This is a genomic window from Brevibacillus sp. NRS-1366, assembly GCF_050467985.1.
In genome coordinates this window covers 18,835-41,854 of the sequence record NZ_JBITPN010000010.1, presented here as the reverse complement: position 1 = coordinate 41,854, position 23,020 = coordinate 18,835, and the positions used below count along the sequence as shown (strand labels likewise).

Below are 23,020 nucleotides of genomic sequence, written 5' to 3'. Positions count from 1 at the left end.
GAGGTTGGCGAGATGCAACGATACTTTACCCCGCCACATCTCTTTACCGAACATGAGGTAACCATTCACGGAGACGACGTTCACCATATCGTAAACGTGATGCGGGCTCGCGTAGGCGAAGAAATTCTCGTTTCTAATGGAACAGGTCAATCGGCCAGAGCCAAGCTTGTCCTCCTTTCTCCAAAGGAAGTGAAGGCGTCAGTTGTGGAAATGCTCGTAGAGGAGCGGGAACTGCCGATTCGCGTAACGATTGGACAAGGGCTGCCGAAGGGCGAGAAGATGGAGTGGATCTTGCAAAAGGGGACGGAACTCGGGGCGTACTCCTTTTTTCCGTTTTCTTCCGAGCGCACCATTGTGAAACTAGATGCAAAAAAAGAGGCTAAAAAGCTGGAGCGTTGGCGTAAAATTGTCAAAGAAGCGGCTGAGCAGTCACATCGCGCAGTTTTGCCACAGCTTTTGCCCCCTGTTTCCTTTCGGGAAGCACTGCAAGCAGCAAAAGGGTATACACGATGTGCCATCGCTTATGAAAAAGAAGGCAGCACCACGCTTCATCAGGTGCTGGAGGATATGTCCGCAGATGATTCCTTGCTCGTGCTAGTTGGACCAGAAGGGGGATTTTCTGCGGACGAAGTAGCACAAGCGGAGGGGATGGGGTTTCTTACTGTCTCACTCGGACCACGTATTTTGCGTACCGAGACAGCCAGCCAGTATATTCTGGCCTGCGCTTCCTATCAGTTTGAAAGAAAAGGACCATCACTTCGCTAAAGTTTTGCGGGAACGAAAGGAGGAATCGCAATGTCTACCGTTGCTTTTCATACATTAGGTTGCAAAGTAAACAGCTATGAGACAGAGGCCATTTGGCAACTGTTCAAAGCGGACGGATATGAGAGGGTCGACTTTGAGCAGGACACGGCAGATGTGTACGTCATTAACACGTGTACCGTTACCAATACAGGTGATAAAAAGAGTCGTCAGGTGATTCGTCGTGCGATCCGCCGCAATCCGGAGGCGATAGTCGCTGTAACGGGCTGCTATGCACAAACCTCTCCAAGCGAGATTGCGCAAATCCCGGGAGTGGATATTGTCGTCGGGACCCAAGGACGCGAGAAGCTGACCCGGTACGTTGATCAAATTCGCCAAGAGCGTACACCGATCAATGCAGTTGGAAACATCATGAAAGCCCGTGAATTTGAGGAGCTGGACGTTCCGAACTTTACGGACCGGACACGTGCTTCTCTTAAAATTCAAGAAGGCTGCAACAACTTCTGCACTTTCTGCATTATTCCGTGGGCGCGTGGTCTGATGCGCTCCCGCAAGCCGGAAAGTGTTGTGGAGCAAGCACAAAAGCTGGTAGAAGCAGGGTATTTGGAAATCGTTCTGACAGGGATTCATACCGGTGGATACGGCGAAGACCTGGAGGATTACAACCTCGCCAAGCTTTTGGTTGACCTGCATCAAGTAGAAGGACTCAAACGTATCCGGATCAGCTCTATCGAAGCGAGCCAGATTACCGATGAAGTGATTGAGGTCATCAATAACTCAGACCTTGTCGTGCGCCATTTGCATGTACCGCTTCAAGCTGGTGATGACGATGTGCTGAAACGCATGCGCCGCAAGTATACAACAGCTGAATTCTACGAGCGTATGGTCAAAGTTCGCGAAGCATTGCCTGGCGCTGCCATTACGACAGACGTAATCGTTGGCTTCCCTGGTGAAACAGAAGAACAGTTCATGAATGGCTATGAGTTTATCAAAAAAATCGGCTTTGCCGAGCTGCATGTATTCCCTTACTCCATGCGAACCGGTACACCGGCTGCCCGTATGACTGATCAAATTCCGGAAGAAGAGAAGCATCGTCGCGTGACGAAACTCTTGGAGCTCAACCAAGAGCTGACTATGACCTACTCCAAGCAATTCGTAGGCGAAGTACTGGAAGTTATTCCCGAACGTCCGTTTAAAGATGCGCCAGAAAGCGGTCTTTTGATGGGTTACTCCGACAACTACCTGAACGTGATTTTCTCCGGTGATGAAAGCATGATTGGAAAAATCTGCAAAGTGCGTCTCGACGAGCCGGGCTCAGAGTACTGCAAAGGGACCTTTGTCCGCGTGGTAGAAAACGATATGCTGCCTTACTTGAAGGAGCGGGCAATATGAAGGAAATTTCGGCTGGAGGCGTAGTGTACCGCGAGCAGGATTCAGAGTACATGCTCCTGTTGATCGAAGACCGCTATGGCAAGGTTACGCTCGCAAAGGGAAAACAGGAGCTAGGAGAGACGATTGAGGAAACGGCGCTGCGAGAAGTGCTGGAAGAGACCGGAGTCGCTGGTCGTCTGGATAAAAAGCTGGACATGATTACGTATGAATATCATCATCCAGTTACAGGAGAGACCGTAGACAAGGAAGTTCATTATTATTTGGTTGAAGCATACAACACTGAAATTACTGTGCAACTCGAGGAAATCAACGATGTTCACTGGCACACTGCTGCCGAGGCTTGGACGTTGCAGCTTCAACGGGGATACCGCAACAATGATCATATTTTTCGCCTTGCCTTCCAACAATTAGGGATTGAGGTGTAATTCATGAAAATGAATAAATATATTGATCACACTCTATTGAAGCCTGAGGCGACGCAAGCGATGATTGACAAGCTGTGTGCTGAGGCAAAAGAGCATGATTTTGCATCTGTGTGCGTAAATCCTTACTGGGTGAAGCGGTCCGCTGAACTCTTGGCAGGAACAGATGTGAAAGTATGCACGGTGATCGGTTTTCCTCTGGGGGCGAGCACATCCGCAGTAAAGGCTGCGGAAACACGTGACGCAGTTGTAAGTGGAGCGACAGAGGTTGACATGGTGCTCAATGTAGGCGCCTTGAAATCCAGCGATCTGGACACAGTAAGGGAAGATGTAGCGGCTGTCAAAAAGGCAGCAGGTAATGTATTACTGAAAGTAATCCTGGAGACAGGTCTGTTGACCGACGAAGAAAAAGAAATGGCATGCAAGCTCTGCGTCGAAGCAGGTGCAGACTACGTGAAAACCTCCACCGGTTTTGGACCAGGTGGAGCAACTGTGGAAGACATCGCCTTGATGCGAAAAACAGTTGGCGCAAACGTAGGTGTAAAAGCATCCGGTGGAGTGCGCGACGGCGCGGCGGCACTTGCGATGATTGAAGCCGGTGCCAGCCGTATCGGAACAAGCTCCGGTGTGGCAATCGTAACAGGAGCAAACCCGGCAGGAAACGGATACTAGTAGGGATGAAAAGCCTGGCCAAGAATAGGCCGGGCTTTTTTCCTTCCTGTACGGATGAACAAAATAGAGAGATTCGATAGGAGTTAGCGAGAGGGGGGGCAGCAATGAGGCTCATTAGGGGGATCGTAGTCTTGCTCATCTTTTATGGAGCAGGAATGCTGGCAAGCGAATGGCTGCATATACCGTTGCCAGGCAACCTGCTGGGAATGCTGTTGTTGACGCTGGGTCTATGCATGGGATGGATTCGGATGGATTGGGTTGAACAAGCGAGTTCTTTTCTTGTGCGGCATATGATGTTGTTCTTTGTGCCGATCATTGTTGGGGTTGCCTCTTACATGAAGCTGATTTCCCAAGATCCTTGGCCGATTTTGTTATCGCTGATCCTCGGTCCGATGGTTGTCATGCTGGTGACGGGTCGAGTGGTGCAGTGGTATTTAAAACGTCATCGGCAAAAAGCAGAGCCGTCTGTGAAGCAAGAAGGGAAGGCTCTCGATGCTTAGTCAACTGTTTGCAATCCTGGTTACACTCGTAGGCTACAAGGGGGCTTCGACAATCTCATCCCGCTTTCCCCGCTTTCAGCCTTTAATCGTAGCGGTCATTTTGGTCTGGATCTTGTGGTGGGTGCTTAGTGGTGACTGGGAGGCATTTTCTGCAGGAGGCAGGTGGATTTCCTTTTGGCTGGGACCAGCTACGGTAGCTCTCGCTGTTCCTTTGGCTAAACAAATCAGAGAGTTCGCGCACATTTGGCGAGGTGTGCTGCTCGGTATTTGTGCAGGTTGCGCAGTTGCTCTTTTCACAGTCTACTTGATTCATTGGTGCATCGGATCAGATGAGGCGCTGATGAGGAGCATGCTCAGCAAATCAGTGACGACTCCGATCGCTTTGGAACTCGCTCGCTCCATAGGCGGGGTCCCTGCCCTAGCAGCCTTTTTCACTGCACTTACAGGAATGATCGGTGTCTTGATCGCCCGTCCTGTTCTTAAATGGGGAGGGATCAAGGATGATTGGGCTATCGGGATTGCTGTCGGTACGAGTGCCCATGCCATTGGTACTGCCAGCTTGAATCGAGTATCTCCTGTCCAAACGGCAGCTTCCAGTATGGCGATGATTGTCGCCGGCGTCGTCACCTCTCTCTATCTGATTCCGTTTACGTTGTAACGTGTTTATGTGCGTGTCTTTCGTTTATCCGGAATGAGCCATTGAATGAAGCGGGCAATCTGCGAAGCGAAAGGCAGGGCGGCGAGTGAGCAGACCAGATTGAAAATGGTTTGCGAGTGAGCGATCTGCATCGAAGGATTGTCCGTTAAAAAGGCGCTAACCAGGGCAAGCTGGGAGAGAATGGGTAAAAACACAAGCGCGCCTGCTACGTTAAACAAGGTGTGGCACCAGGCCACTTGCTTGGAGGCTGTATTCGTTCCTATACTGGCGATGACTGCAGTAAAGCATGTACCGACATTGGCACCCAAGACGATTGCGAGGGCTGTCTCCATCGATAATATTTGGTGGCTTAATAAGCCCATGGTAATGACCGTTGTGGCAGAACCGCTGTGGATCAGAGCAGTAAAAATAATGCCAGTGATGAGCCCGACCCAGATAGAATGACTGCTTTCCAAAAAGAGGGAACGAAAAGTCTCTGATTGCTCCAGAGGCTTCGCCATGATCTTCATGGTGTCGATCCCGAGGAAGATGAGTCCGAAACCAGCCACTACGAGACCGATACAGCGAATGTTTCGTCTGGGCATCAGCCACAGCGCCACTCCAATCAGGAGCATCGGGATGGCGAATGATTCCAGCTTGAGTGCGATCAGCTCGGTTGTAACGGTGGTACCCAAATTGGTCCCAAGGATAATCCCTACCGTTTGTGTAAACTGAATCAATCCGGCATTGGTCAGTCCGATCGTCAGCACCGTCACGGCACTGGAGCTCTGCAAGACGAATGTGGTTAAGAGTCCAATCCAAAAGCTATGGACCGGAGTTCGAGTGAATCGGGACATCCACTCTTCCATTTTTTTGCCAGCGAGATTTTGGAAGCCAGTCCGCATGGCATACATACCGAAAAGAAAGAAACTGAGTCCGAACGTAAATGGTGCGAGGATGGAGACTATCACTACTATGGATCCTCCTTCTTTAGAGGGTAAAAAACTTGGGTGGTGACCAAAAATTGCGCGTTATCAATGCTCGCCACTCGTGAGCAAAGCCGAGCTCCCTTTCTAATAAGAGATACTATAACGCTATGCCTGTACAGGGGCAGGCATGACAAATGACTCGTACTCGCCATACAAGGACAGCAGTGAAAAGCCAGAATAGAGGAGGAACAACAGCATGGTAAAGGTATTATTGAATCAACATCGGAAAAAGCGTTTGGAAACAGGGCATCCCTGGATTTTCAAATCGGAAGTACTGGAAATTCAAGGAGACGTGGAACCGGGAGAAATCGTCGAGGTAGCTAATCATAAAGGCCATTTCCTTGCTAAAGGGTATATTAATCCCGCTTCGCAAATGATTGTACGCATTTTGAGCTACGATCCCAAAGAAGCGATTGACTATGATTTTTTCCTGCGCAAAATCAGACAAGCCAGTGAGTTTCGCACTCGGTTTGTAGACAACCCACGGGCATGCCGGGTGGTGTACGGTGAAGCCGACTTTTTGCCGGGCTTGATCGTGGATCGCTATGAAGATATTTTAGTCGTCCAGGTTCTTTCCTTAGGCATGGAGCAACGCATCACATGGATACGCGATGCACTGGTAGAGGTGTTCCAACCGACGGGAATCTATCTGCGAAATGATGTCCCTGTGAGGGAGCTGGAGGGCTTGACCCAAAGCAAAGAAGTGCTTTACGGCGAATGTCCGCGTGAAGTGATGATTGAGGAGAACGGGCTCAAATACTTCGTGGATATTGTTGAGGGACAAAAGACAGGCTTTTTCTATGATCAACGGGAAAACCGTGCCTCCATCGCACCGCTCATGAAGGGCTGGGGAGAAAAGCATGGCATTACACTCTCAAATATGGAGGCAGACGGTGAACAAAAGCTGGTACCCGTAGACAAGCGGGGAAAGGTCGTCAAAAATCCGTTTTGGGATGGAGCCGAGGTGTTGGAGTGCTTTACCCATACAGGCTCCTTCACATTGAACGCGTGCAAGCACGGTGCCAAGAAAGTAACAGCCTTGGATATCTCGGAGCATGCGATTGAGACGGCAAAACGCAATATTACGCTGAACGGCTTTTTGCATCGGGTCGATTTCGTGGTAGCTAATGCCTTCGATTATTTACGTGAAAACGTGGAGGCCGGGAAAAGCTGGGATGTCGTTATTTTGGATCCGCCAGCTTTTGCAAAATCACGTGGAGCCGTAAAAGGGGCTTGCCGCGGCTATAAGGACATCAACCTGCATGGGATGAAGCTGGTGCGGCCAGGCGGCTTTCTGGTTACGGCTTCGTGCTCGTATCATATGTCGCCCGAGCTGTTCTTGGAAACGATTCAAGAAGCAGCAGTGGACGCCAAGAAAATCCTGCGCCTGATCGAATGGCGTGGGGCAGGGAAAGACCATCCCCAAATCAGTGGTGCAGACGAAGCGCATTACCTCAAGTTTGCCATTTTTGAGGTGCGGGATCGTCGATAGTTTGTCGTTCAAGAAAAAGCGCCTAGAAAAAGGCGCTTTTTTTTGTGTGTAAACGATGGTGAATGGACCGACCCCTCTATAATCATACCCTCCCGTGGAAATCGACTCGAGGGGGTGCAAAAGAAAAACCCCGTTTAATCTAACGGGGTCTAGAATGGTTTACGCAAACTGATTATCGTTCATCACGCGACGTACAAGCTCAAGCGACTGTTTGATCCCAAGCTCTTTGCCTAGCATGACTTGTCCTTCTGCGGGGGTAGCAGCCCGTATCTGGCTCAACATTTGCAGCTCGTGGGAAAGCAGATGTTCGATGAGATACAATTGCACCTGTCCGATTTCGCGCTCGCTTTTGCGATCGCGCTCATGATATTTGGCTCTGTCCTGACTTTCTTCTACGTACTTGTCGATATCGTCTTCCAAAAAGTGAGAGGCGCTGCAAATAATTTCGCGGTAGTCATCTGTCTGGGAGGGAATTGTTCGGATGGTATGACCCAGGTGGGCGAGCAAGAACTTGTTTACCACGATGTTGTCTCTGGTGTACTCATTGTGCAAAAGGGAATACTCCCCCAAAAATGACCCACTATCTTTGTCGAAGCTGTGCAGCAAAGTATAAGAGGAGCAATACGTACAAAACAGCAGATAATCTCTCATGGACAGTCCCCCAACCAAGTAGCTCCATGACAGGAAGTTTATTGACTATGATATGATAAAGGGAGGCATTGGGTGATTCTTGGGTCTCTTGTATTTGGCTTGAGGTTTGTGTATGCTAAATGACGAGCTTTAGCCCGATAATAGAGCAGATAAATGGGCTTTTGCATAACATAGGAGAGAAAACGAAACTGGATAGACTTTTTTGTGTGTCCGTGGAGATGAAGGGAGCATGGCACAGATGGGAAACGATAAGATTCGCCTAGGTATTATTTACGGAGGAAAATCCTCGGAGCACGAGGTTTCATTGCGGACGGCCTTATCCATCATGAAGGCAGTTAATGCAGATAGATACGAGGTTACCCCGATTTATGTACAGCTCGATGGCTCTTGGGTAAAAGGAGAGGCAGTTGCAGGGCAGTTGCCAGAGAAGATTGATGCGCTTCGCCTCATGCCGGGGGATAAATCCATAGTGAGTAGCGACAACGGACAGGAAGTGATTGCAGCGAGCAAACCAGCTTCCCTTTTTGGCATTGGACAGCAGGTTGATGTCATATTTCCTGTCGTTCATGGACCGAATGGCGAGGACGGGACGATTCAGGGAATGCTCGAACTGGCGAACCTACCCTACGTTGGAACAGGCGTAATGGCCTCTGCTGTGGGAATGGACAAATGGATGATGAAAACGGTCTTTGCCCAAACAGGCTTGCCACAAGTCAAATATGTGGGCCTTTTGCGTTCGCAATGGGAAAAGAATCAAGATGAAGTGATGGACAAAATAGAGCGTGAGCTGGGTTATCCATGCTTTGTGAAGCCAGTCAACATGGGATCGAGTGTAGGGATTAGCAAGGCGAAAAACCGCACAGAGCTGGCACATGCTCTGGCGCTTGCTGCCAAGTTTGACCGCCGATTGATCGTAGAAGAATTTGTCGAGGCGCGGGAATTGGAAATTGGCGTTCTTGGCAACGAAGAGCTGATTACTTCCGTTGTGGGAGAAATCAAAGCAGCGAAAGAATTTTACGATTACGAAGCGAAGTACAAAGGGGCAGGTACGGAATTATCCATCCCTGCGATGATCCCGGAGCATGTAGCAGAGCAAATCTCCGAGGTTGCCAAAACGGCTTTCCAGGCTTTGGATGGCTCCGGCCTCTCCCGTGTTGATTTCTTCTGGGATGAGAAAAACGATAAGCTGTACATCAATGAAGTGAATACGATGCCGGGCTTCACGCCGTTTAGCATGTATCCGATGCTCTTCCAGGCAGCGGGTGTGAGCTACAGCGAGCTGATCGATCGTTTGGTGCAATTGGGTATTGAACGCCATACTGACAAACAACGAAACATCGTAGATGCAGAAGAATTAGAATAGCTGGAAGAGACTGTACGTAAAAAGGTGCTGTGAGATGGCACCTTTTTTTCATTTTTATTTAAAATATTGAAACCAAAAGCTGGAAAGATGCGTCTTTGTATCGAATACATTTTGGGAGGCCCCTCGATGAAACGACGCTTGCTGACCTCATTCTTACTGGTTACCTTGCTAACATCCCTATTTCCGGTCCAAATCGGTACAGCTGCCCCTGCTCCTTTTGCTCCTGCCAAACCGGATCCCCGCCAGCCAGACTCGGTTGTCATCTATCAAGCGACTCCGGATGGCAAGCTCAAAAAAATCGAAACCAACATGCCTTTGATTCATCGCGCAAACATATCACCGACGGGGAGATTTGTGTACGGAGAGCGAATCGGATACGCAAAGGCAGATCCAACGATTCCATTCCTGTACGATATGCAGACGAAAAAGCTGACGCAATTGTCTGGCTTCGCCAAATGGTCCCCGAAGCAGGACGTGCTCTACATCCGTGAAAATGGAGGCATCGTAAGGCTCACTTTGGCTGACGGCAAAAAGACAGTACTCGTCCCGACGGTTGCCCAGTATCCTGTTCTCGATTTTTCTGTCTCAACGGATGAACAGTACATAGCTTTTACCCGAAAAGACGAAAAATCTTCCGATGCAAAGGGAAGTGCCCATCTGTACCTGCAGCACCTGCCTACTTTTCAGGTGAAAATGAATGACCAATACGCTTGGAAACAGGATCTATTCGGCCCGGAAGAGAAGTTTTACTGGACGCCCAATTCCAAAAAGCTGTTTTATCAGACCCAAACAGTGTATAAGGAATTGGACCTGCCGACTGGCCTTACGTACGAGCACAAAATGACCGCGTTTCCTTCGTACTCAAGCGACATGAGATATCGTTACATGAATACAGGCCAGGAGCAATACGTTCTGGATTTGCAAACGGGGAAAAAAATAGTCCTGAAAATGAACGGGTTCCCTCCATACCTGAAAAAGATCATTTGGTCGCCAATTGGGCATCAATTTGCTGCTGAAGAACTCTTCATGGGGGCAGCAAGTTCCCGAGATGCTTATATGTTACTGTTTTTTTTCAAAGAACCGACAAAGTTCAGCCATCCTTTCGGTGATCAAGTAGATAGCAAGATGTTGGGTACTTATTTGGATGCTTTTGATAATTTCCGTCTGATCGGCTGGGCGAAGGATGGTAAATCCTATTATTTCGCTGATCTGGCTTCCACTCATTTTACCCATTATTCGACAGACAAGGCTGATGAGGAATTCCGCTTATATGAGCAACGCTAAAGCGATGAACATCCAGCTTGCTTGAATGCGAAGATTTCAAAAAGAGCGGTATGTTGGAAAGGTGGCAGACAATGATTACACAAATTTACATGGTACGTCACGCTGAATCGCCTTTTTCACCTGACCAGGAGGAGACGAGAGGATTATCGGAAAAAGGGTGGCAGGATGCGAGAAAAGTAGCCGAAATCTTGGAAGCGGAGCAGATTGACGTTTTTATCTCCAGTCATTATGCCCGCGCCAAGCAAACGATCGAAGCGGCAGCCCGGCAACAGAAATGCGAAATCATCATTGAGCCAAGGTTTCGCGAGCGAGATTTAGCCGCTTGGGACTATCCATTCGACGATTTTGAACAGGCAATAGCTAAGGTTTTTGACAATCCAGACTTTGCCTACCCTGGGGGAGAATCCAACACGGTCGCTGGCAACAGAGGGGTAGTAGCCCTGCGGGAAGTAGTGGAGAATCATCGGGGGAAAAAGTTAGCGATAGGCATCCACGGAAATATCATGACGATCATTATGAATCATTACGACAAGCAATATGATTTTGCCTTTTGGAAAAAGACGACGAAACCCGATATCTACAAACTGAGCTTCGAGAATAATACACTGACTAGCGTTGAACGACTGTGGGAGAAGTAAAAAAGACGCCATCTCCTTTATGGAAGGGAGTGGCGTCTTCTTGTTTACTCGTGGTTCTCTAAATCAGTCAGCATCGTCCACAGCTCCATCCCACGGGAAGCCTTGAACAAAAAGGCGTGGCTCGCATCACGCAGAGGCAGTAGAGCTTCCAGGGCCTCTGTTTTCGTGGTGAAATGGAGCTTGGCTCCTTCGTAAGCAGCATGCAGATAGCGGCTGTCCTCACCGATTGTCACGAGCAGCTCAAAGCTGCTTGCCAGCTCATTGATATTCGTGCCGACCTGAGCATGCATTGCCTGGCTTTCTGGTCCCATCTCATACATGTCACCAAGGACGAGTACCTTTTGGCGGCTTGGAAACAGTTCTGCGAATGTGCGGATCGCGGCTTCCATCGAAGTAGGGCTGGCATTGTAGGCGTCGCTGATGTAGAGAGCGCCATGACGGGAATTCACCTGTTCAAAACGCATGGCGGAGAGCTTTGTAGTCGCTAATGCATCGGCGATTTGCTCCATGGTCATTCCCAACCGTTTGGCAATGGCTACAGCCGGTAGCGCATTGAGCACGCTATGTTTACCGAATAGAGGAATGAAAGCAGCGAAGCGCTCACCTGAAGCGAAGCAAATATCAAAACGTGTGCCAGTATCCGTAGGCTGGATATGCTCGGCCCACAAATCGGCAGGTTCAGTAACGGAGTAATACATGATCTCGCCTGGATAAAGGTGAGCTACCATTGGGAGATATTCCGAGTCCTTGTTCAACAGCACAAGGCCGTCAGGAGCCGTGTGTGGGAGCAGCTCAGCCTTGGCGAGAGCAATTTTTTCACGCGTGCCAAAGAACTCCAGATGCGATTCTCCAATAAACGTAATGACACTGATCTGTGGCTTGACGAGGGAGGCGATGAGATCAATTTCTCCGGCGTGGTTCATTCCAAGCTCCAGAACAGCCGCATGATGCTCTTCCTCTACTTGAAGGAGGGAGAAGGGCACTCCGAGATGATTGTTTAAGTTCTTGTACGTTTTGTATACCGGACCTTGGCTCTCTAAAACGTGAGCAACGATGTCCTTAACGGTCGTTTTGCCGATACTTCCGGTGATTGCAATATGGGGGAGAGAAAATTCTTTGCGATAGGCGGCAGCCAGCTTTTGAAAAGCGCGCAGAGTGTCATTTACGAGAATCAGCCCGAAACCCTCTGGCAGTTGTGCAGGGATTTTCTCTTGGTTTGAAACAATCGCGGCAGCTGCTCCTTTTTCGACCGCTTGCAGGAGAAAATCATGTCCATCTCGTTCACCGCTCGTTAGCGCCACAAACAAAGACCCCGATGTTAGCTGTCGGGTATCAAAGTGAACGGACGATAAGGCAAGTCTCGGGGGACCAGCAAGGACCAGCCCTTCTGCTTTAATCGCTGCCTGCTCCAGTGCAATTGGTATCATGTCCACGAACTCCTTTTTCTTGTGCTTCGATCCAACCTCGAAGTCATGCTACCACGCGCATGATCCAGCCGCAAGACAAAAGTGGCGCAAGAAGGATTGTTTTCGCCGAGACTGTCCGCTATCATGATACTATCTTTTCATACATAGGCAGTTCATCACTTACGCAAATAGAAACGAAAGGGGCATTACCATGGAAAAAAGCATTTTTACGAGAATCATGGAGGGTGAAATACCAGCACGTCTGGAATATGAGGATGAGCAAGTGATCGTCATTCACGATATAGCACCAAAAGCGCCAGTGCATCTACTAATTATCCCACGTAAGCCGATCCCTACACTGATGGATGTGACGGAAGCAGATTTGCCATTGATTGGTCATATTCATCAGGTAGCGCAAACACTCGCAGGGAAGCTTAACGTCAAAGGATTTCGCTTGATTAATAACTGTGGAAAAGAAGGCGGACAAGAAGTATTCCACATTCATTATCACTTTTTGGCAGGCTTTACCGAATAAAAATGAAGTAAAGGTTGACCTTCTTTGGGTCTGTATCCTATAATGAAGTGTGACAGTCTGTTCGTACGATCGACTCAGGCGTCCCACGGTTTTAGCGGAGGGAGGGAAGACAAATGGCAGAAATTCGAGTCAAGAAAAACGAGTCTTTGGATAGCGCACTTCGCCGCTTTAAGCGTGAAAGCGCAAAATCCGGGGTGATGGCGGAACTGCGTAAACGTCGCCACTTTGAGAAGCCTAGCATCAAGCGTAAAAAGAAATCCGAAGCAGCTCGTAAGCGCAAGTTTTAATTGACGGAGGGCCCATCATGAGTGTAATGGAGCGACTCGATCAAGATATGAAGCAAGCAATGAAGGACAGAGCTGTTCTAAAACTCTCTGTTATTCGCATGGTGAAAGCCGCGTTAAAGAATGAAGAGATTAACAAGGGCAGACTTTTGTCTGACGACGAAGTGCTGACCATCTTGACTCGTGAGTTAAAACAACGCCGTGAATCCCTCCACGAATTTGAAAAGGCAGGCCGCGTGGAACTTGCCTCGAAATCGCGCGAAGAGATAGACGTGCTCTCCGCCTACTTACCCGCTCAGCTTAGCGATGATGAAATTCGCGACATCGTTCGGGAAGGTATCGCAGCGACCAATGCCACCTCTAAAAAGGAGATGGGCAAGGTAATGGCTGCGATCATGCCGAAAGTGAAAGGCAGAGCAGACGGAAACCTCGTGCAAAAGATTGTATCTGAGGAACTACCATCGTAGACGAGTAACACCTCATATAGATACGAACAGAGAAACTCAACCCGATGAAGGTTGGGTTTCTCTTTTTGTTTTCGCCTTTCTTTGATTTATTGTCAAAAAAGCGAAACGATCTGCTCCTTCCTTCGTATACCTTAAAGGGCATAAGTTGAAGCTGATACGAGGAAAGGAGGTACATGCAATGTATGCAACAAGGCCAGCTTTACGCCGAGTGCGCTTGCTATTTTCGCTTCTCTGCCTGATGATGGGGTTGACGATGTTTCTTTCTCCCCCCACCACGACAGCAAAGTCCTATCACAAAGCGGTCTGGATTCCTGTAGACAGCACGATTGAGCGAGGATTGGAGAGCTTTTTGCACAGAGCCTTTGCAGAAGCACAGGAGCAGCAGGCAGACCTTGTCATCTTGCATATCAATACGCCGGGTGGCGAAGTGAATGCTGCTGATCAGATCGGACAGTTGATCCGCCAATCTCCCATACATGTCATCGCTTACATTGATAACCAAGCATTCTCCGCTGGGACCTATATCGCGTTGAATGCAAATGAAATCATTATGACTCCGGGAAGCAGCATGGGAGCTGCCACGCCGATTGATTTAGCGGGGAATGCAGCCGATATTAAGTTCATCTCCGGTTGGAGCAACAAAATGAAGGCAGCTGCCGAACTGAACAAACGCAACCCTGAAGTGGCCAGGGCGATGGTCGAAATCGACACTGAGTTTCCGGGCTTGAAGCCAAAAGGAACCGTGCTGTCACTGGATGCCCAGCAAGCAAAGAAACTGGGCTATGCCGACGAGGTCGTCTCTGGAAAGGAAGAACTGCTCGCTAAGCTCGGCATTCAGGCTGACTCGCTGCAGGCCATTGAGCCTACCGGCGGGGAAAAGGTGGCACGCTTTGTCACTAGCCCGTTTGTCATGAGTGCCCTCTTGGTTATCGGATTGGTTGGGATCGTGGTCGAACTGTTTGCACCTGGTTTTGGTGTCGCAGGAACGATATCCCTGGTTTCGTTTGGTCTATATTTCTTTGGACATTACGTAGCAGGTTTTGCGAACTGGCTCCACATCGGCCTGTTTGTGATCGGTATTTTACTCATGATTCTCGAGATTTTTCTGCCAGGCGGAATCGTTGGTGCAATTGGTTTCATCAGCATCGTGACCGGTCTGGTGATGGCTGCCTACGATACGCAGCAGGGACTCGCCTCATTAGGTGTAGCAGCGTTAATTACAGCCATCGTAACTTTCCTGCTTGTGAAACGATATGGAGTCAAGGGCTTGTTTAACAAGTTTATTCTAGGTGACATACAGCGCAACGAGGAAGGATATGTGGCACCTCGTGATCAGCGTGGGCTGCATAGGAAAACAGGTATTGCTTTGACTCCCCTGCGCCCTGCTGGTGTAGTAAAGCTAGAGGGTAATCGCGTCGACGCCGTCTCTGTCGGCGGATTTATCGCAGCAGGTACAGCGGTTGTCGTGGTGCAGGTAGAAGGCACGCGAGTTGTTGTAGCTGAACAAGAACAAAAGGAGTGATAGATCGATGTTAGAAAGTGGTTTGATTCCTCTCATATTTATGGTGGCGGTAGCAATTGTCGCCCTTTCGATTTTCTTCTCATTTGTCCCAGTCATGCTCTGGATTTCAGCACTTGCATCGGGTGTGAATATTGGGATCATTACACTGGTGGCTATGCGTCTGCGTCGCGTTGTCCCATCGCGGATCGTCAATCCATTGATTAAGGCTCGCAAAGCAGGATTGCAGCTCGATACGAACCAACTGGAAAGCCATTACCTCGCCGGTGGTAACGTTGACCGCGTAGTAGACGCACTGGTGGCAGCTCAGCGTGCAGATATTCCACTTGGCTTTGAACGTGCGGCAGCTATTGATTTGGCCGGTCGTGATGTGCTGGAAGCGGTACAGATGAGCGTTAACCCGAAAGTGATTGAAACTCCAGTCGTAGCTGCAATGGCGAAGGACGGGATTGAACTGCGCACAAAAGCGAAAGTTACCGTTCGTGCAAACATTGACCGATTGGTCGGTGGTGCGGGTGAAGAAACGATCATTGCTCGCGTAGGTGAAGGGATTGTCTCGACCATTGGTTCGTCGAATGGTCACAAGGACGTATTGGAAAATCCAGATTTGATTTCGAAAACGGTTTTGAACAAAGGATTGGATTCAGGAACTGCATTTGAAATTCTCTCGATTGATATCGCAGACGTAGATGTAGGAAAAAACATCGGTGCGCAACTCCAAACCGACCAAGCGGAAGCAGACAAACGCATTGCCCAGGCAAAAGCGGAAGAGCGTCGCGCTATGGCGGTTGCCCAAGAGCAGGAAATGATCGCGAGGGTGCAAGAAATGAAGGCGAAAGTTGTGGAAGCAGAAGCTCAGGTTCCACTCGCCCTGTCAGAAGCATTGAAAAGTGGAAAATTGGGTGTAATGGATTATTACAACATGCAAAACATCTCAGCAGATACGCAAATGCGCCAATCTTTCGGGCATCCAGGTGGCAAACAAGATCCTACGCCTGACGAGAAGGAATAAGGGCGATTGCGATGGAAGATCTCCTAGATCTCGTCTTTGACCTTTTTGGTTGGGTATTGCCACTCATTGGAAAGTTTTGGTTCGTCATTTTAGCGTATCTGGGTTACAAGGTCTTTGGAAAAGGTGGCAAAAAAATGACGCAAGGCAAGCTCCCGCGTACTCTCACACCTGTGAGTGACCCTAAACGTTTTCCGGTGTCGCCACCATCAGAGGTAGCACAGGAGCGCAAAGCAGTGCGTGCTTCCGTGAAATATGAACCGATCCAGCCTGAGTCTATGGAGGGAGTCGGTGTTGAGCAGGAATGGGCCTTTGCAGAGCCTACTCGTGCATCCAACGGTCCTTCCCTGCGGGTGGGTAACACCGGTCATACGTTGCCATCTGAATCAAAGCAAGCAGCTTTACAGCCATTGAAAGTGGATCCCAGGGAAGGAATGAAGTGGGCGCTTATTTTTGGGGAACCCCGTTCCAAGGCACCCTATGCTTCACCAGCTTCCAGAAAAAGAAATGCATAATAACTGATGAAAAACAGGTGGGCGTCCGTTCATCTGTTTTTCTTTTTGTCGAAAGTTAGCGAATGTCTAGTCTTGTTTATCGAATCACGATTTACTATCCTGATCATATAGAAAATTCTCCCAACAATGGGTGAGGGGTAGTGGACAAGCAATGAATCAACAACTTTATGATCAAATGGGCCGTTTCCGTCAAAAGGTGATTCGACTTGTCATCCTCGAGAATAAATCCATATACGAGACAGCGATCGCCTGCGGATGTTCAGCGGAAAAAGTAAAACGAGTCATAAAAAAATGGAAGGCGCTTTCAAAATATAGTACCACTGCTCCGGTTGAGTCCGTAAAAAACTTTACCGAGGACTCGGCCAGGTTAGGCGACCGTGTTGGAGTAGATAGTTGAACAGGCTGCCTTAGACCGTGATGTACGTAAATTTACTTACTACGGAAAAGGACGTGCACGCCCTTGCTGCTTTTATCGAAGCGGCAAGGGTATTTTTTTGCAGTAATGCCACTTTGATCACTCGCATACCCATAGGTAAGAACGGTTTTGCTCGAATGGTAGAGAGGTTCGCAAAAGACAATGGGCGTATTGCGCCGATAGAAGGGGGGCTTATCCATGAAGCGTTGGAGCCGCCGTCTGCGCCAATTGGCCGGAGGGGTGCTGGATCTGCCGCAAGATGTGGTCTTGGAAGTCCCGCGCATTACCATGATCGGTCATTTGCAAATGTACATAGAGAACCACCGGGGAGTCCTCCACTTTAGTGAAAAAGAACTCCGCTTGCTGCTCACGAATGGTCAGATGATTGTCTCTGGTGAACAGTTAGTCATCAGGGCTATTTTGCCGGAGGAAGTGCTTTTGGAAGGTAGAATTGGCGGGGTGAAATTTCTGGAGACTGGGCCTCAAGGCTCCTAACACGAGGAAGGTGGGGGATCACACATATGCGAAATGGACTGAGAGAATGGGTGGACGGACATATCACTATAACGGTGCGGGGAAAACGGTTTGAGCGTTTGTTGAATATGGCTGTACGTGACGGCATCCGGATCTGGAATATTCGCAGGGTGGGCTCGGAAATCAGTCGTTGTGACATCCTGATCCGTGACTATTTTCGCTTGCGGCCTTTACTAAAAGAGACAGGCTGTCGCAGTCATGTAGAACAGCGCGATGGCCTCCCATTTTGGCTTCTCCGGGTGCGCAGACGCTCAGGACTTGCCATCGGTGCTTTTCTTTTTTTCATAGGATTGTACATGCTCTCCTCGTTTATATGGAGTGTCGAAGTAAGCGGAACAAAACATATCGATCCCCAAAGAGTTATTCGTGCTGCTGAGCAAATCGGGATTAAAGAAGGGGCTTGGAAGGTCAAACTAAAACAACCGCTACTTTTACAAAAAGAATTATTGAGTCTGTTGCCTGAAACAACATGGATCGGTATTGAAATGAAAGGGACCAAAGTATTGCTCCAAGTCGTTGAGAAGGAGGAGCCCGTACAGCCTCTCGCCACAGGACCACGTCATCTGGTCGCGAAAAAGAGGGCAGTGATTCACAAGATCCTTCCGGAAGTTGGGCAAAGTCAGGTGACCAATAACCAGATGGTCGAGAAGGGACAGGTTCTCATTTCCGGGATCATTGGCAACGATTCGCGTCAACAGGCGGTTTCAGCACGGGGGAAAGTCCAGGGAGAGGTGTGGTATGTCAGCAATGCCTCTGTTCCGCTCACCCAGACGCACTACCGGTTAACAGGAGAAAAACAGATGCAGCAGTATTTGCTGGTCGGTTCCTACGCTATTCAAATATGGCCATTAAACAAGCAGTCCTTCGCTCTTTCCCAGAGCTCGGAAGAACGGTTTGTGCCCTCCTACGCAGGCTACACTTCTCCAATCGGATGGAAGACTGTCACCCAGTTAGAGACAGAGCCAGTCTCGGAGCAAATGAGTGCGGACGAAGCTGCAGAGCTCGCCAAACGATTTGCGAGAGAGGATATCCTGCAAAAGGCGGGGAAGGATGCGTTCATTCAGGACGAAAAAGTTTTGCACGTCACATCAGAGAATGGTAAAGTTTACGTAAGCATTCATTTTTCCGTCATTGAAGATATTGCCGCTGAACAACCTCTAGTGGGTTTAACCCAGACACCAGCGAATAACGGCAATCCATGACGCTATTTGCTGATAACCGTTGCAAGGAGATGGAAGCCTGTTGCACGTACAAGATGAGGTAAGAATCCCATTTTCAGACGCATCTGAGGCCTTGCTGTTGTTTGGACCACACGACGCGTACCTAAAGCTGATCGAGGAAAAACACTCCGCCAAAATCATGACCCGAGAGGGAGAACTGGTAATTAGCGGCGACAAACCGGAAGTGGAAAAACTATCTGAGCTGATTACGATCTTGCTGCAGTTGATTCGCAGAGGGATTGCACTGTCTGAGCGCGACATTTCGTATGCGATGATGCTGATTGGCCGGGGCGAAGCTGCAGCGCTTTTGGATGTGTATGATGAAGAGGTTGCCCGCACTCAGCGAGGAAAGCTCATTCGTGCGAAAACATTGGGACAGCGTCACTACCTGTCAGCAATCAAGAAGCACGATATCGTTTTTGGAATCGGGCCTGCGGGAACTGGAAAAACGTATCTGGCGGTAGTTACGGCAGTAAGCGCTCTGAAAAATGGACGCGTAAAACGGATCGTTCTTACCAGACCGGCTGTAGAAGCAGGAGAAAGCCTCGGCTTCCTGCCAGGGGATCTGCAAGAAAAGGTAGACCCGTATCTACGTCCGCTCTATGATGCTCTGTATGACATGCTTGGCAACGAGCAAGTAGCTAAAATGATGGAACGCGGGTTGATCGAAGTTGCACCACTGGCGTACATGCGCGGTCGTACATTGGAAGACTCGTTCGTCATTTTGGACGAAGCGCAAAATACCACTCCCGAGCAAATGAAAATGTTTTTGACTCGTCTCGGATTCGGCTCCAAAATGGTTATTACCGGTGACGTTACTCAGGTTGATTTGCCCAAAGGAAAGAAGTCTGGTCTACGGGAAGCTGAGCGCATCCTAAGCAGAATTGCCGATGTAACCTTCATTCACTTCCAAGAAGGGGACGTCGTTCGCCACAGCCTGGTACAAAAAATCATCGCCGCTTATGCCAAAGAAGAAGTCGAGCACGGCTATTGATAAATTGCAAGGATAAAGGAGATCGTTCATCTGTGTTATCTGTAGAAATTCTTCATGAAGAAATCGAACCGCTCGATGAAAGTCTGCAAGATTTGTTAGTGCGCTGCCTGGAAGCTGCGGCGGTTCGAGAAGATGTGAACGGTGAAGTCGTGGTTACACTGGTCAATAATGAGCGAATCCACGAGCTGAATCGTGACTATCGTGGCGTGGATCGTCCGACGGATGTCTTATCCTTTGCCATGAACGAGCCCGGTGAAGGCGAAATGGAGATTTTCTTCGATGAGAGCGAAGCGGACGAGCTTCCCAACATGCTGGGGGACATCATCATTTCCGTTCCCAAAGCACACGAGCAAGCAACGGACTACGGTCATTCGTTTGAGCGGGAGCTGGGTTTTCTCGTCGTACACGGATTTCTTCATCTGCTGGGCTATGACCATGGGACTCCAGAAGAGGAAAAAGAGATGTTTTCCCGTCAAGAAGCAGTATTGGAGCAAATTGGCTTGACGAGGTAGGAGATTACGTTGAAACAATGGCGTCGCTTTGTGCGTAGTTTTTCTTACGCCCTGCAAGGAATTGTTCATACCGTAAAGACTCAGCGAAACATGCGAATCCACGTAGCCGCTGCCACAATTGTGCTGGCGGCGGCTTGGTGGCTGCAGACTCCCCGCAGCGATGTTTTGCTGGTCTTTTTTTCTATCGGGCTGGTCTTTGCGCTAGAGCTGGTTAATACAGCAGTGGAAGCTGCTGTTGACCTCGCTTCCCCCAACTGGCACGCCAAGGCGAAAATAGCCAAGGATGCAAGTGCTGGTGCTGTTTTGGTCGCCGCTATAGTGTCTGTAGCCATTGGGATCCTTGTATTTGGTCCCCCCTTGCTGGACAAGGTAGCGCACTGGTTGTAGAACCAATAAACCCCTGCAAACACTCGCGCTATGATAGAGACTAACGATATGAGGAATGATGAGAATGGATAAACAATCTTTACTGGCCCAAGCAATTGAAGCAAGGAAGCTGGCCTATGTGCCTTACTCCAAGTTTCAGGTGGGAGCTGCCCTATTGACTGATAGTGGTAAAGTATATTTGGGCGGAAATATCGAAAATGCCGCGTATTCTTTGTGCAACTGTGCAGAGCGTACAGCATTGTTCAAAGCCTATTCCGAAGGGGATCGCACATATACAGCCCTTGCTGTGGCAGCGGATACCCCACAAGCGGTTTCTCCCTGCGGAGCGTGCCGTCAAGTCATGGCAGAGCTGTGCCCGCCTAATATGCCGGTCATTTTGACCAATTTAAAGGGAGATGTTTGGGAAACGACAGTATCAGCCCTGCTCCCAGGGGCTTTCACCAAGGAGGATTTACGTGGATAATCGCAAGACCAAGAAAGCATTTAAATCGGGCTTTGTCTCCATTGTGGGCAGACCCAACGTCGGAAAATCAACGCTGTTAAACCATATCGTTGGACATAAGATCGCAATCATGTCCAACAAGCCACAGACTACTCGCAACAAAATTACAGCCGTCCATACGACAGAGGAAGGGCAAATTATCTTCATTGATACGCCAGGTATACACAAGCCTCAGTCGAAATTGGGCAACTATATGGTCTCCGTGGCCGAAAATACGCTGAACGAAGTAGATCTGGTCTTGTTCGTCGTAGATGCAACAGAAAAGCGCGGAGCCGGTGATGAGTATATCATAGAACGTCTTAAGCAGGTGAAGACGCCTGTATTTTTGGTCATCAACAAGATTGACAAAGTACATCCAGAGGCTTTGTTGCCGATTATTGACGATTATCGCAAATTGTATGATTTTAAGCAGATTGTTCCTATTTCTGCTTTGGAGGGCAACAACACCGGCTCGTTGACCCAAGCGATCATGGGCGAGATGGAAGAAGGCCCGATGTACTATCCGGCAGATCAAGTAACTGACCATCCAGAGCGTTTTGTCGTGGCAGAATTGATCCGGGAAAAGGTGCTCCACTTAACCCGTGAAGAAGTGCCTCACTCGATCGCTGTTGTCGTGGAAGAGATGAAGCGCGGAGAAAATGGAAAGACTCTCTACATTTACGCAGCTATATACGTGGAGCGGGATTCGCAACGCGGCATTTTGATCGGGGAAAAGGGTCAGATGCTAAAAGAGATCGGGCGTCGCGCGCGCAAAGATATTGAGCGTCTGCTGGGCGATCAGGTCTTCCTGGAGCTGTGGATCAAGGTGAAAAAAGACTGGCGCAATCAGGAGAGGATGCTGCGCAACTTTGGATTCTACAACGAAGAATAATCCGTCAGGAAAAATGAAGCTTTATACACGTTAAATTTTCCAAGGGATAGAATAACGGGCACAGGTGATTCTAAGAAGGAAAGTGGATAGACCCGATGTAGGAAAGGATGATGCAACATGCTTCGTGACTTTTCTTGGAGAGTTTTCGCTTCAACCGGTGACATCCATGCATACCTTCTCTACAAGGATCACCATCAAGCGGATGGGTCCTCTGAGGAGACCTCGTTTGAATTCGCCCAGGAAGAATTGGGTGACACGCAGGCATGCTTGTAAAGTGGGAAGGAATTGTCATCCGCAGTGTGGACTATGGTGAGTCCAGCAAAGTGGTGACGTTGTTTACCCGGGAGAACGGCAAACTCGCCATGATGGCCCGTGGCGCTAAAAAGACAAAGAGCCGTCTTGCTGCCGTCTCCCAGTTGTTTTCACATGGATACTACTTATGCAAGGCGGGACCCGGAACAGGGATGCCTGATCTCTCCCAGGGGGATATCATGGACTCTTTCCGGGAATTGCGGCAAAGCTTGAACACAACGGCTTATGCCGCATACATAGCAGAGCTTTTGGATCGGTTGACACATGAGCGTGAGCCCAATCCCTTTTTATTTCAGCTTTTGCTCCAAACCTTTCGTCATCTGGATGAAGGGCGGGACCCAGAAATTCTATGCCGAATTTTTGAGACGAAAATGCTGATGGTGGCAGGTATTTCTCCCCAGCTTTCCGCTTGTGTAAACTGTGGCGAACAGCGCGAACCTTATGCGATCAGTGTGTCGCAAGGGGGGCTGTTGTGCCCCATTTGTCAGATCTCTGATCCATATGCGCTGGCGGTCACCCCCTCGACCTGGAAGCTGCTTAGGCTGTTCCAGGTATTTGATTTGGAGCGGTTGGGGGATATCGAGGTGAAGCCTGCGACCCGTAATCAGCTCAAGCATGTGACGAGAAGCTTCATGGATGAGCATCTTGATTTGAGGCTGAAAAGTCGCGCGTTTCTGGAACAGCTCGAACGAATGGAAAAGATGACGCAGACGGATCGCAGTGATTAATTGACATC

The 23,020-nt window shown here is 49.1% G+C and carries 29 protein-coding genes; 26 read left to right on the top strand and 3 right to left on the bottom strand.

The window, feature by feature from the left end:
* Window positions 1-12 precede the first annotated feature (12 nt).
* From ACIFQN_RS04980 to ACIFQN_RS04955, 6 genes are all read left to right on the top strand, one after another.
* A complete protein-coding gene (locus ACIFQN_RS04980; protein WP_429831936.1) occupies window positions 13-765 on the top strand; it encodes a 16S rRNA (uracil(1498)-N(3))-methyltransferase in 753 nt (250 codons plus the stop codon).
* Between the two features lie 30 nt (window positions 766-795).
* Window positions 796-2,154, top strand: coding sequence for a tRNA (N(6)-L-threonylcarbamoyladenosine(37)-C(2))-methylthiotransferase MtaB (gene mtaB / locus ACIFQN_RS04975; protein ID WP_429831935.1), 1,359 nt, complete (start codon window positions 796-798; stop codon window positions 2,152-2,154).
* The gene (locus tag ACIFQN_RS04970; RefSeq protein ID WP_429831934.1) at window positions 2,151-2,579 is read left to right on the top strand and encodes an NUDIX hydrolase; all 429 of its coding nucleotides are present in this window, start codon (window positions 2,151-2,153) and stop codon (window positions 2,577-2,579) included. The genes mtaB and ACIFQN_RS04970 overlap by 4 nt, the downstream gene beginning before the upstream one ends.
* Window positions 2,580-2,582: 3 nt before the next feature.
* Window positions 2,583-3,248, top strand: coding sequence for a deoxyribose-phosphate aldolase (gene deoC, locus ACIFQN_RS04965; RefSeq protein WP_429831933.1), 666 nt, complete (start codon window positions 2,583-2,585; stop codon window positions 3,246-3,248).
* Between the two features lie 104 nt (window positions 3,249-3,352).
* Window positions 3,353-3,748 (top strand): CidA/LrgA family protein, encoded by a 396-nt coding sequence (locus tag ACIFQN_RS04960; protein ID WP_429831932.1) that lies wholly within the window; start codon window positions 3,353-3,355, stop codon window positions 3,746-3,748.
* Window positions 3,741-4,406, top strand: coding sequence for an LrgB family protein (locus tag ACIFQN_RS04955; RefSeq protein ID WP_429831931.1), 666 nt, complete (start codon window positions 3,741-3,743; stop codon window positions 4,404-4,406). The genes ACIFQN_RS04960 and ACIFQN_RS04955 overlap by 8 nt, the downstream gene beginning before the upstream one ends.
* A 5-nt stretch (window positions 4,407-4,411) precedes the next feature.
* Here the strand turns inward: ACIFQN_RS04955 and ACIFQN_RS04950 are convergent, their stop codons facing one another.
* The gene (locus tag ACIFQN_RS04950; RefSeq protein ID WP_429831930.1) at window positions 4,412-5,356 is read right to left on the bottom strand and encodes a Na/Pi cotransporter family protein; all 945 of its coding nucleotides are present in this window, start codon (window positions 5,354-5,356) and stop codon (window positions 4,412-4,414) included.
* A gap of 214 nt (window positions 5,357-5,570) precedes the next feature.
* On the opposite strand from ACIFQN_RS04950, the gene ACIFQN_RS04945 reads away from it, so the two are divergent.
* Window positions 5,571-6,866, top strand: a complete 1,296-nt coding sequence (locus tag ACIFQN_RS04945; protein ID WP_429831929.1) for a class I SAM-dependent rRNA methyltransferase — start codon at window positions 5,571-5,573, stop codon at window positions 6,864-6,866.
* Window positions 6,867-7,025: 159 nt separating this feature from the next.
* On the opposite strand, the gene ACIFQN_RS04940 is transcribed toward ACIFQN_RS04945, so the two are convergent.
* On the bottom strand, window positions 7,026-7,517 hold the full coding sequence (locus ACIFQN_RS04940) for a hypothetical protein (protein WP_429831928.1): 492 nt from the start codon (window positions 7,515-7,517) through the stop codon (window positions 7,026-7,028).
* A 238-nt stretch (window positions 7,518-7,755) separates the two neighbouring features.
* On the opposite strand from ACIFQN_RS04940, the gene ACIFQN_RS04935 reads away from it, so the two are divergent.
* The 3 genes from ACIFQN_RS04935 (at window position 7,756) to ACIFQN_RS04925 (ending at window position 10,802) form a co-directional block, all read left to right on the top strand.
* Window positions 7,756-8,880 (top strand): D-alanine--D-alanine ligase, encoded by a 1,125-nt coding sequence (locus ACIFQN_RS04935; RefSeq protein WP_429832055.1) that lies wholly within the window; start codon window positions 7,756-7,758, stop codon window positions 8,878-8,880.
* 126 nt (window positions 8,881-9,006) lie between these two features.
* On the top strand, window positions 9,007-10,164 hold the full coding sequence (locus ACIFQN_RS04930; protein WP_429831927.1) for a hypothetical protein: 1,158 nt from the start codon (window positions 9,007-9,009) through the stop codon (window positions 10,162-10,164).
* 71 nt (window positions 10,165-10,235) lie between these two features.
* Window positions 10,236-10,802: a histidine phosphatase family protein gene (locus tag ACIFQN_RS04925; RefSeq protein WP_429831926.1), complete on the top strand. Its 567-nt coding sequence runs from the start codon at window positions 10,236-10,238 to the stop codon at window positions 10,800-10,802.
* A 44-nt stretch (window positions 10,803-10,846) separates the two neighbouring features.
* On the opposite strand, the gene ACIFQN_RS04920 is transcribed toward ACIFQN_RS04925, so the two are convergent.
* Entirely contained in the window at window positions 10,847-12,229 is a 1,383-nt protein-coding gene (locus ACIFQN_RS04920) for a UDP-N-acetylmuramoyl-tripeptide--D-alanyl-D-alanine ligase (protein WP_429831925.1), read from the bottom strand.
* Window positions 12,230-12,419: 190 nt separating this feature from the next.
* Here ACIFQN_RS04920 and ACIFQN_RS04915 point away from each other — a divergent pair, with 190 nt between their 5' ends.
* The 16 genes from ACIFQN_RS04915 to recO all read left to right on the top strand — a co-directional run bounded on the left by ACIFQN_RS04915 (window position 12,420) and on the right by recO (window position 23,012).
* Window positions 12,420-12,743, top strand: a complete 324-nt coding sequence (locus tag ACIFQN_RS04915) for a histidine triad nucleotide-binding protein (RefSeq protein ID WP_429831924.1) — start codon at window positions 12,420-12,422, stop codon at window positions 12,741-12,743.
* Window positions 12,744-12,856: 113 nt separating this feature from the next.
* Window positions 12,857-13,030, top strand: coding sequence for a 30S ribosomal protein S21 (gene rpsU, locus ACIFQN_RS04910; protein ID WP_007727630.1), 174 nt, complete (start codon window positions 12,857-12,859; stop codon window positions 13,028-13,030).
* Between the two features lie 17 nt (window positions 13,031-13,047).
* Window positions 13,048-13,494: a GatB/YqeY domain-containing protein gene (locus tag ACIFQN_RS04905; RefSeq protein WP_429831922.1), complete on the top strand. Its 447-nt coding sequence runs from the start codon at window positions 13,048-13,050 to the stop codon at window positions 13,492-13,494.
* Between the two features lie 178 nt (window positions 13,495-13,672).
* The gene (locus tag ACIFQN_RS04900; RefSeq protein ID WP_429831921.1) at window positions 13,673-15,016 is read left to right on the top strand and encodes an NfeD family protein; all 1,344 of its coding nucleotides are present in this window, start codon (window positions 13,673-13,675) and stop codon (window positions 15,014-15,016) included.
* A gap of 7 nt (window positions 15,017-15,023) precedes the next feature.
* Window positions 15,024-16,025 (top strand): flotillin-like protein FloA, encoded by a 1,002-nt coding sequence (gene floA, locus ACIFQN_RS04895; protein WP_429831920.1) that lies wholly within the window; start codon window positions 15,024-15,026, stop codon window positions 16,023-16,025.
* 11 nt (window positions 16,026-16,036) lie between these two features.
* Window positions 16,037-16,537: a hypothetical protein gene (locus tag ACIFQN_RS04890; RefSeq protein WP_429831919.1), complete on the top strand. Its 501-nt coding sequence runs from the start codon at window positions 16,037-16,039 to the stop codon at window positions 16,535-16,537.
* A gap of 151 nt (window positions 16,538-16,688) precedes the next feature.
* On the top strand, window positions 16,689-16,934 hold the full coding sequence (locus ACIFQN_RS04885; RefSeq protein WP_429831918.1) for a hypothetical protein: 246 nt from the start codon (window positions 16,689-16,691) through the stop codon (window positions 16,932-16,934).
* A gap of 216 nt (window positions 16,935-17,150) precedes the next feature.
* A complete protein-coding gene (yqfC, locus tag ACIFQN_RS04880; RefSeq protein WP_049738103.1) occupies window positions 17,151-17,447 on the top strand; it encodes a sporulation protein YqfC in 297 nt (98 codons plus the stop codon).
* Window positions 17,448-17,473: 26 nt separating this feature from the next.
* Window positions 17,474-18,688, top strand: coding sequence for a sporulation protein YqfD (gene yqfD / locus ACIFQN_RS04875; protein WP_429831917.1), 1,215 nt, complete (start codon window positions 17,474-17,476; stop codon window positions 18,686-18,688).
* 40 nt (window positions 18,689-18,728) lie between these two features.
* Window positions 18,729-19,700 carry a PhoH family protein gene (locus ACIFQN_RS04870; RefSeq protein WP_429831916.1) on the top strand — a complete coding sequence of 324 codons (972 nt, stop codon included), beginning with the start codon at window positions 18,729-18,731 and terminating at the stop codon, window positions 19,698-19,700.
* Between the two features lie 32 nt (window positions 19,701-19,732).
* Window positions 19,733-20,212: an rRNA maturation RNase YbeY gene (ybeY, locus tag ACIFQN_RS04865; RefSeq protein WP_429831915.1), complete on the top strand. Its 480-nt coding sequence runs from the start codon at window positions 19,733-19,735 to the stop codon at window positions 20,210-20,212.
* A 9-nt stretch (window positions 20,213-20,221) separates the two neighbouring features.
* Window positions 20,222-20,599, top strand: coding sequence for a diacylglycerol kinase family protein (locus ACIFQN_RS04860; protein WP_429831914.1), 378 nt, complete (start codon window positions 20,222-20,224; stop codon window positions 20,597-20,599).
* A gap of 64 nt (window positions 20,600-20,663) precedes the next feature.
* On the top strand, window positions 20,664-21,062 hold the full coding sequence (locus ACIFQN_RS04855) for a cytidine deaminase (protein WP_429831913.1): 399 nt from the start codon (window positions 20,664-20,666) through the stop codon (window positions 21,060-21,062).
* Entirely contained in the window at window positions 21,055-21,972 is a 918-nt protein-coding gene (gene era, locus ACIFQN_RS04850; RefSeq protein ID WP_429831912.1) for a GTPase Era, read from the top strand. Before ACIFQN_RS04855 ends, era begins: the two co-directional genes overlap by 8 nt.
* 117 nt (window positions 21,973-22,089) lie before the next feature.
* Window positions 22,090-22,245 carry a YqzL family protein gene (locus ACIFQN_RS04845; protein ID WP_429831911.1) on the top strand — a complete coding sequence of 52 codons (156 nt, stop codon included), beginning with the start codon at window positions 22,090-22,092 and terminating at the stop codon, window positions 22,243-22,245.
* Window positions 22,236-23,012 carry a DNA repair protein RecO gene (gene recO / locus ACIFQN_RS04840; RefSeq protein ID WP_429831910.1) on the top strand — a complete coding sequence of 259 codons (777 nt, stop codon included), beginning with the start codon at window positions 22,236-22,238 and terminating at the stop codon, window positions 23,010-23,012. The genes ACIFQN_RS04845 and recO overlap by 10 nt, the downstream gene beginning before the upstream one ends.
* Window positions 23,013-23,020 lie beyond the last annotated feature (8 nt).

Coding starts and splice junctions, on each gene's coding strand:
- ACIFQN_RS04890 (WP_429831919.1), top strand. CDS start 16,037: ATGGAAGATCTCCTAGATCTCGTCTTTGACCTTTTTGGTTGGGTATTG.
- ACIFQN_RS04925 (WP_429831926.1), top strand. CDS start 10,236: ATGATTACACAAATTTACATGGTACGTCACGCTGAATCGCCTTTTTCA.
- ACIFQN_RS04945 (WP_429831929.1), top strand. CDS start 5,571: ATGGTAAAGGTATTATTGAATCAACATCGGAAAAAGCGTTTGGAAACA.
- floA (WP_429831920.1), top strand. CDS start 15,024: ATGTTAGAAAGTGGTTTGATTCCTCTCATATTTATGGTGGCGGTAGCA.
- ACIFQN_RS04930 (WP_429831927.1), top strand. CDS start 9,007: ATGAAACGACGCTTGCTGACCTCATTCTTACTGGTTACCTTGCTAACA.
- ACIFQN_RS04905 (WP_429831922.1), top strand. CDS start 13,048: ATGAGTGTAATGGAGCGACTCGATCAAGATATGAAGCAAGCAATGAAG.
- rpsU (WP_007727630.1), top strand. CDS start 12,857: ATGGCAGAAATTCGAGTCAAGAAAAACGAGTCTTTGGATAGCGCACTT.
- ACIFQN_RS04935 (WP_429832055.1), top strand. CDS start 7,756: ATGGGAAACGATAAGATTCGCCTAGGTATTATTTACGGAGGAAAATCC.
- mtaB (WP_429831935.1), top strand. CDS start 796: ATGTCTACCGTTGCTTTTCATACATTAGGTTGCAAAGTAAACAGCTAT.
- ACIFQN_RS04940 (WP_429831928.1), bottom strand. CDS start 7,517: ATGAGAGATTATCTGCTGTTTTGTACGTATTGCTCCTCTTATACTTTG.
- ACIFQN_RS04920 (WP_429831925.1), bottom strand. CDS start 12,229: ATGATACCAATTGCACTGGAGCAGGCAGCGATTAAAGCAGAAGGGCTG.
- deoC (WP_429831933.1), top strand. CDS start 2,583: ATGAAAATGAATAAATATATTGATCACACTCTATTGAAGCCTGAGGCG.
- yqfD (WP_429831917.1), top strand. CDS start 17,474: ATGCGAAATGGACTGAGAGAATGGGTGGACGGACATATCACTATAACG.
- ACIFQN_RS04845 (WP_429831911.1), top strand. CDS start 22,090: ATGCTTCGTGACTTTTCTTGGAGAGTTTTCGCTTCAACCGGTGACATC.
- yqfC (WP_049738103.1), top strand. CDS start 17,151: ATGAAGCGTTGGAGCCGCCGTCTGCGCCAATTGGCCGGAGGGGTGCTG.
- ACIFQN_RS04915 (WP_429831924.1), top strand. CDS start 12,420: ATGGAAAAAAGCATTTTTACGAGAATCATGGAGGGTGAAATACCAGCA.
- ACIFQN_RS04885 (WP_429831918.1), top strand. CDS start 16,689: ATGAATCAACAACTTTATGATCAAATGGGCCGTTTCCGTCAAAAGGTG.
- ACIFQN_RS04960 (WP_429831932.1), top strand. CDS start 3,353: ATGAGGCTCATTAGGGGGATCGTAGTCTTGCTCATCTTTTATGGAGCA.
- recO (WP_429831910.1), top strand. CDS start 22,236: ATGCTTGTAAAGTGGGAAGGAATTGTCATCCGCAGTGTGGACTATGGT.
- ACIFQN_RS04980 (WP_429831936.1), top strand. CDS start 13: ATGCAACGATACTTTACCCCGCCACATCTCTTTACCGAACATGAGGTA.
- ACIFQN_RS04855 (WP_429831913.1), top strand. CDS start 20,664: ATGGATAAACAATCTTTACTGGCCCAAGCAATTGAAGCAAGGAAGCTG.
- ACIFQN_RS04900 (WP_429831921.1), top strand. CDS start 13,673: ATGTATGCAACAAGGCCAGCTTTACGCCGAGTGCGCTTGCTATTTTCG.
- ACIFQN_RS04970 (WP_429831934.1), top strand. CDS start 2,151: ATGAAGGAAATTTCGGCTGGAGGCGTAGTGTACCGCGAGCAGGATTCA.
- ACIFQN_RS04955 (WP_429831931.1), top strand. CDS start 3,741: ATGCTTAGTCAACTGTTTGCAATCCTGGTTACACTCGTAGGCTACAAG.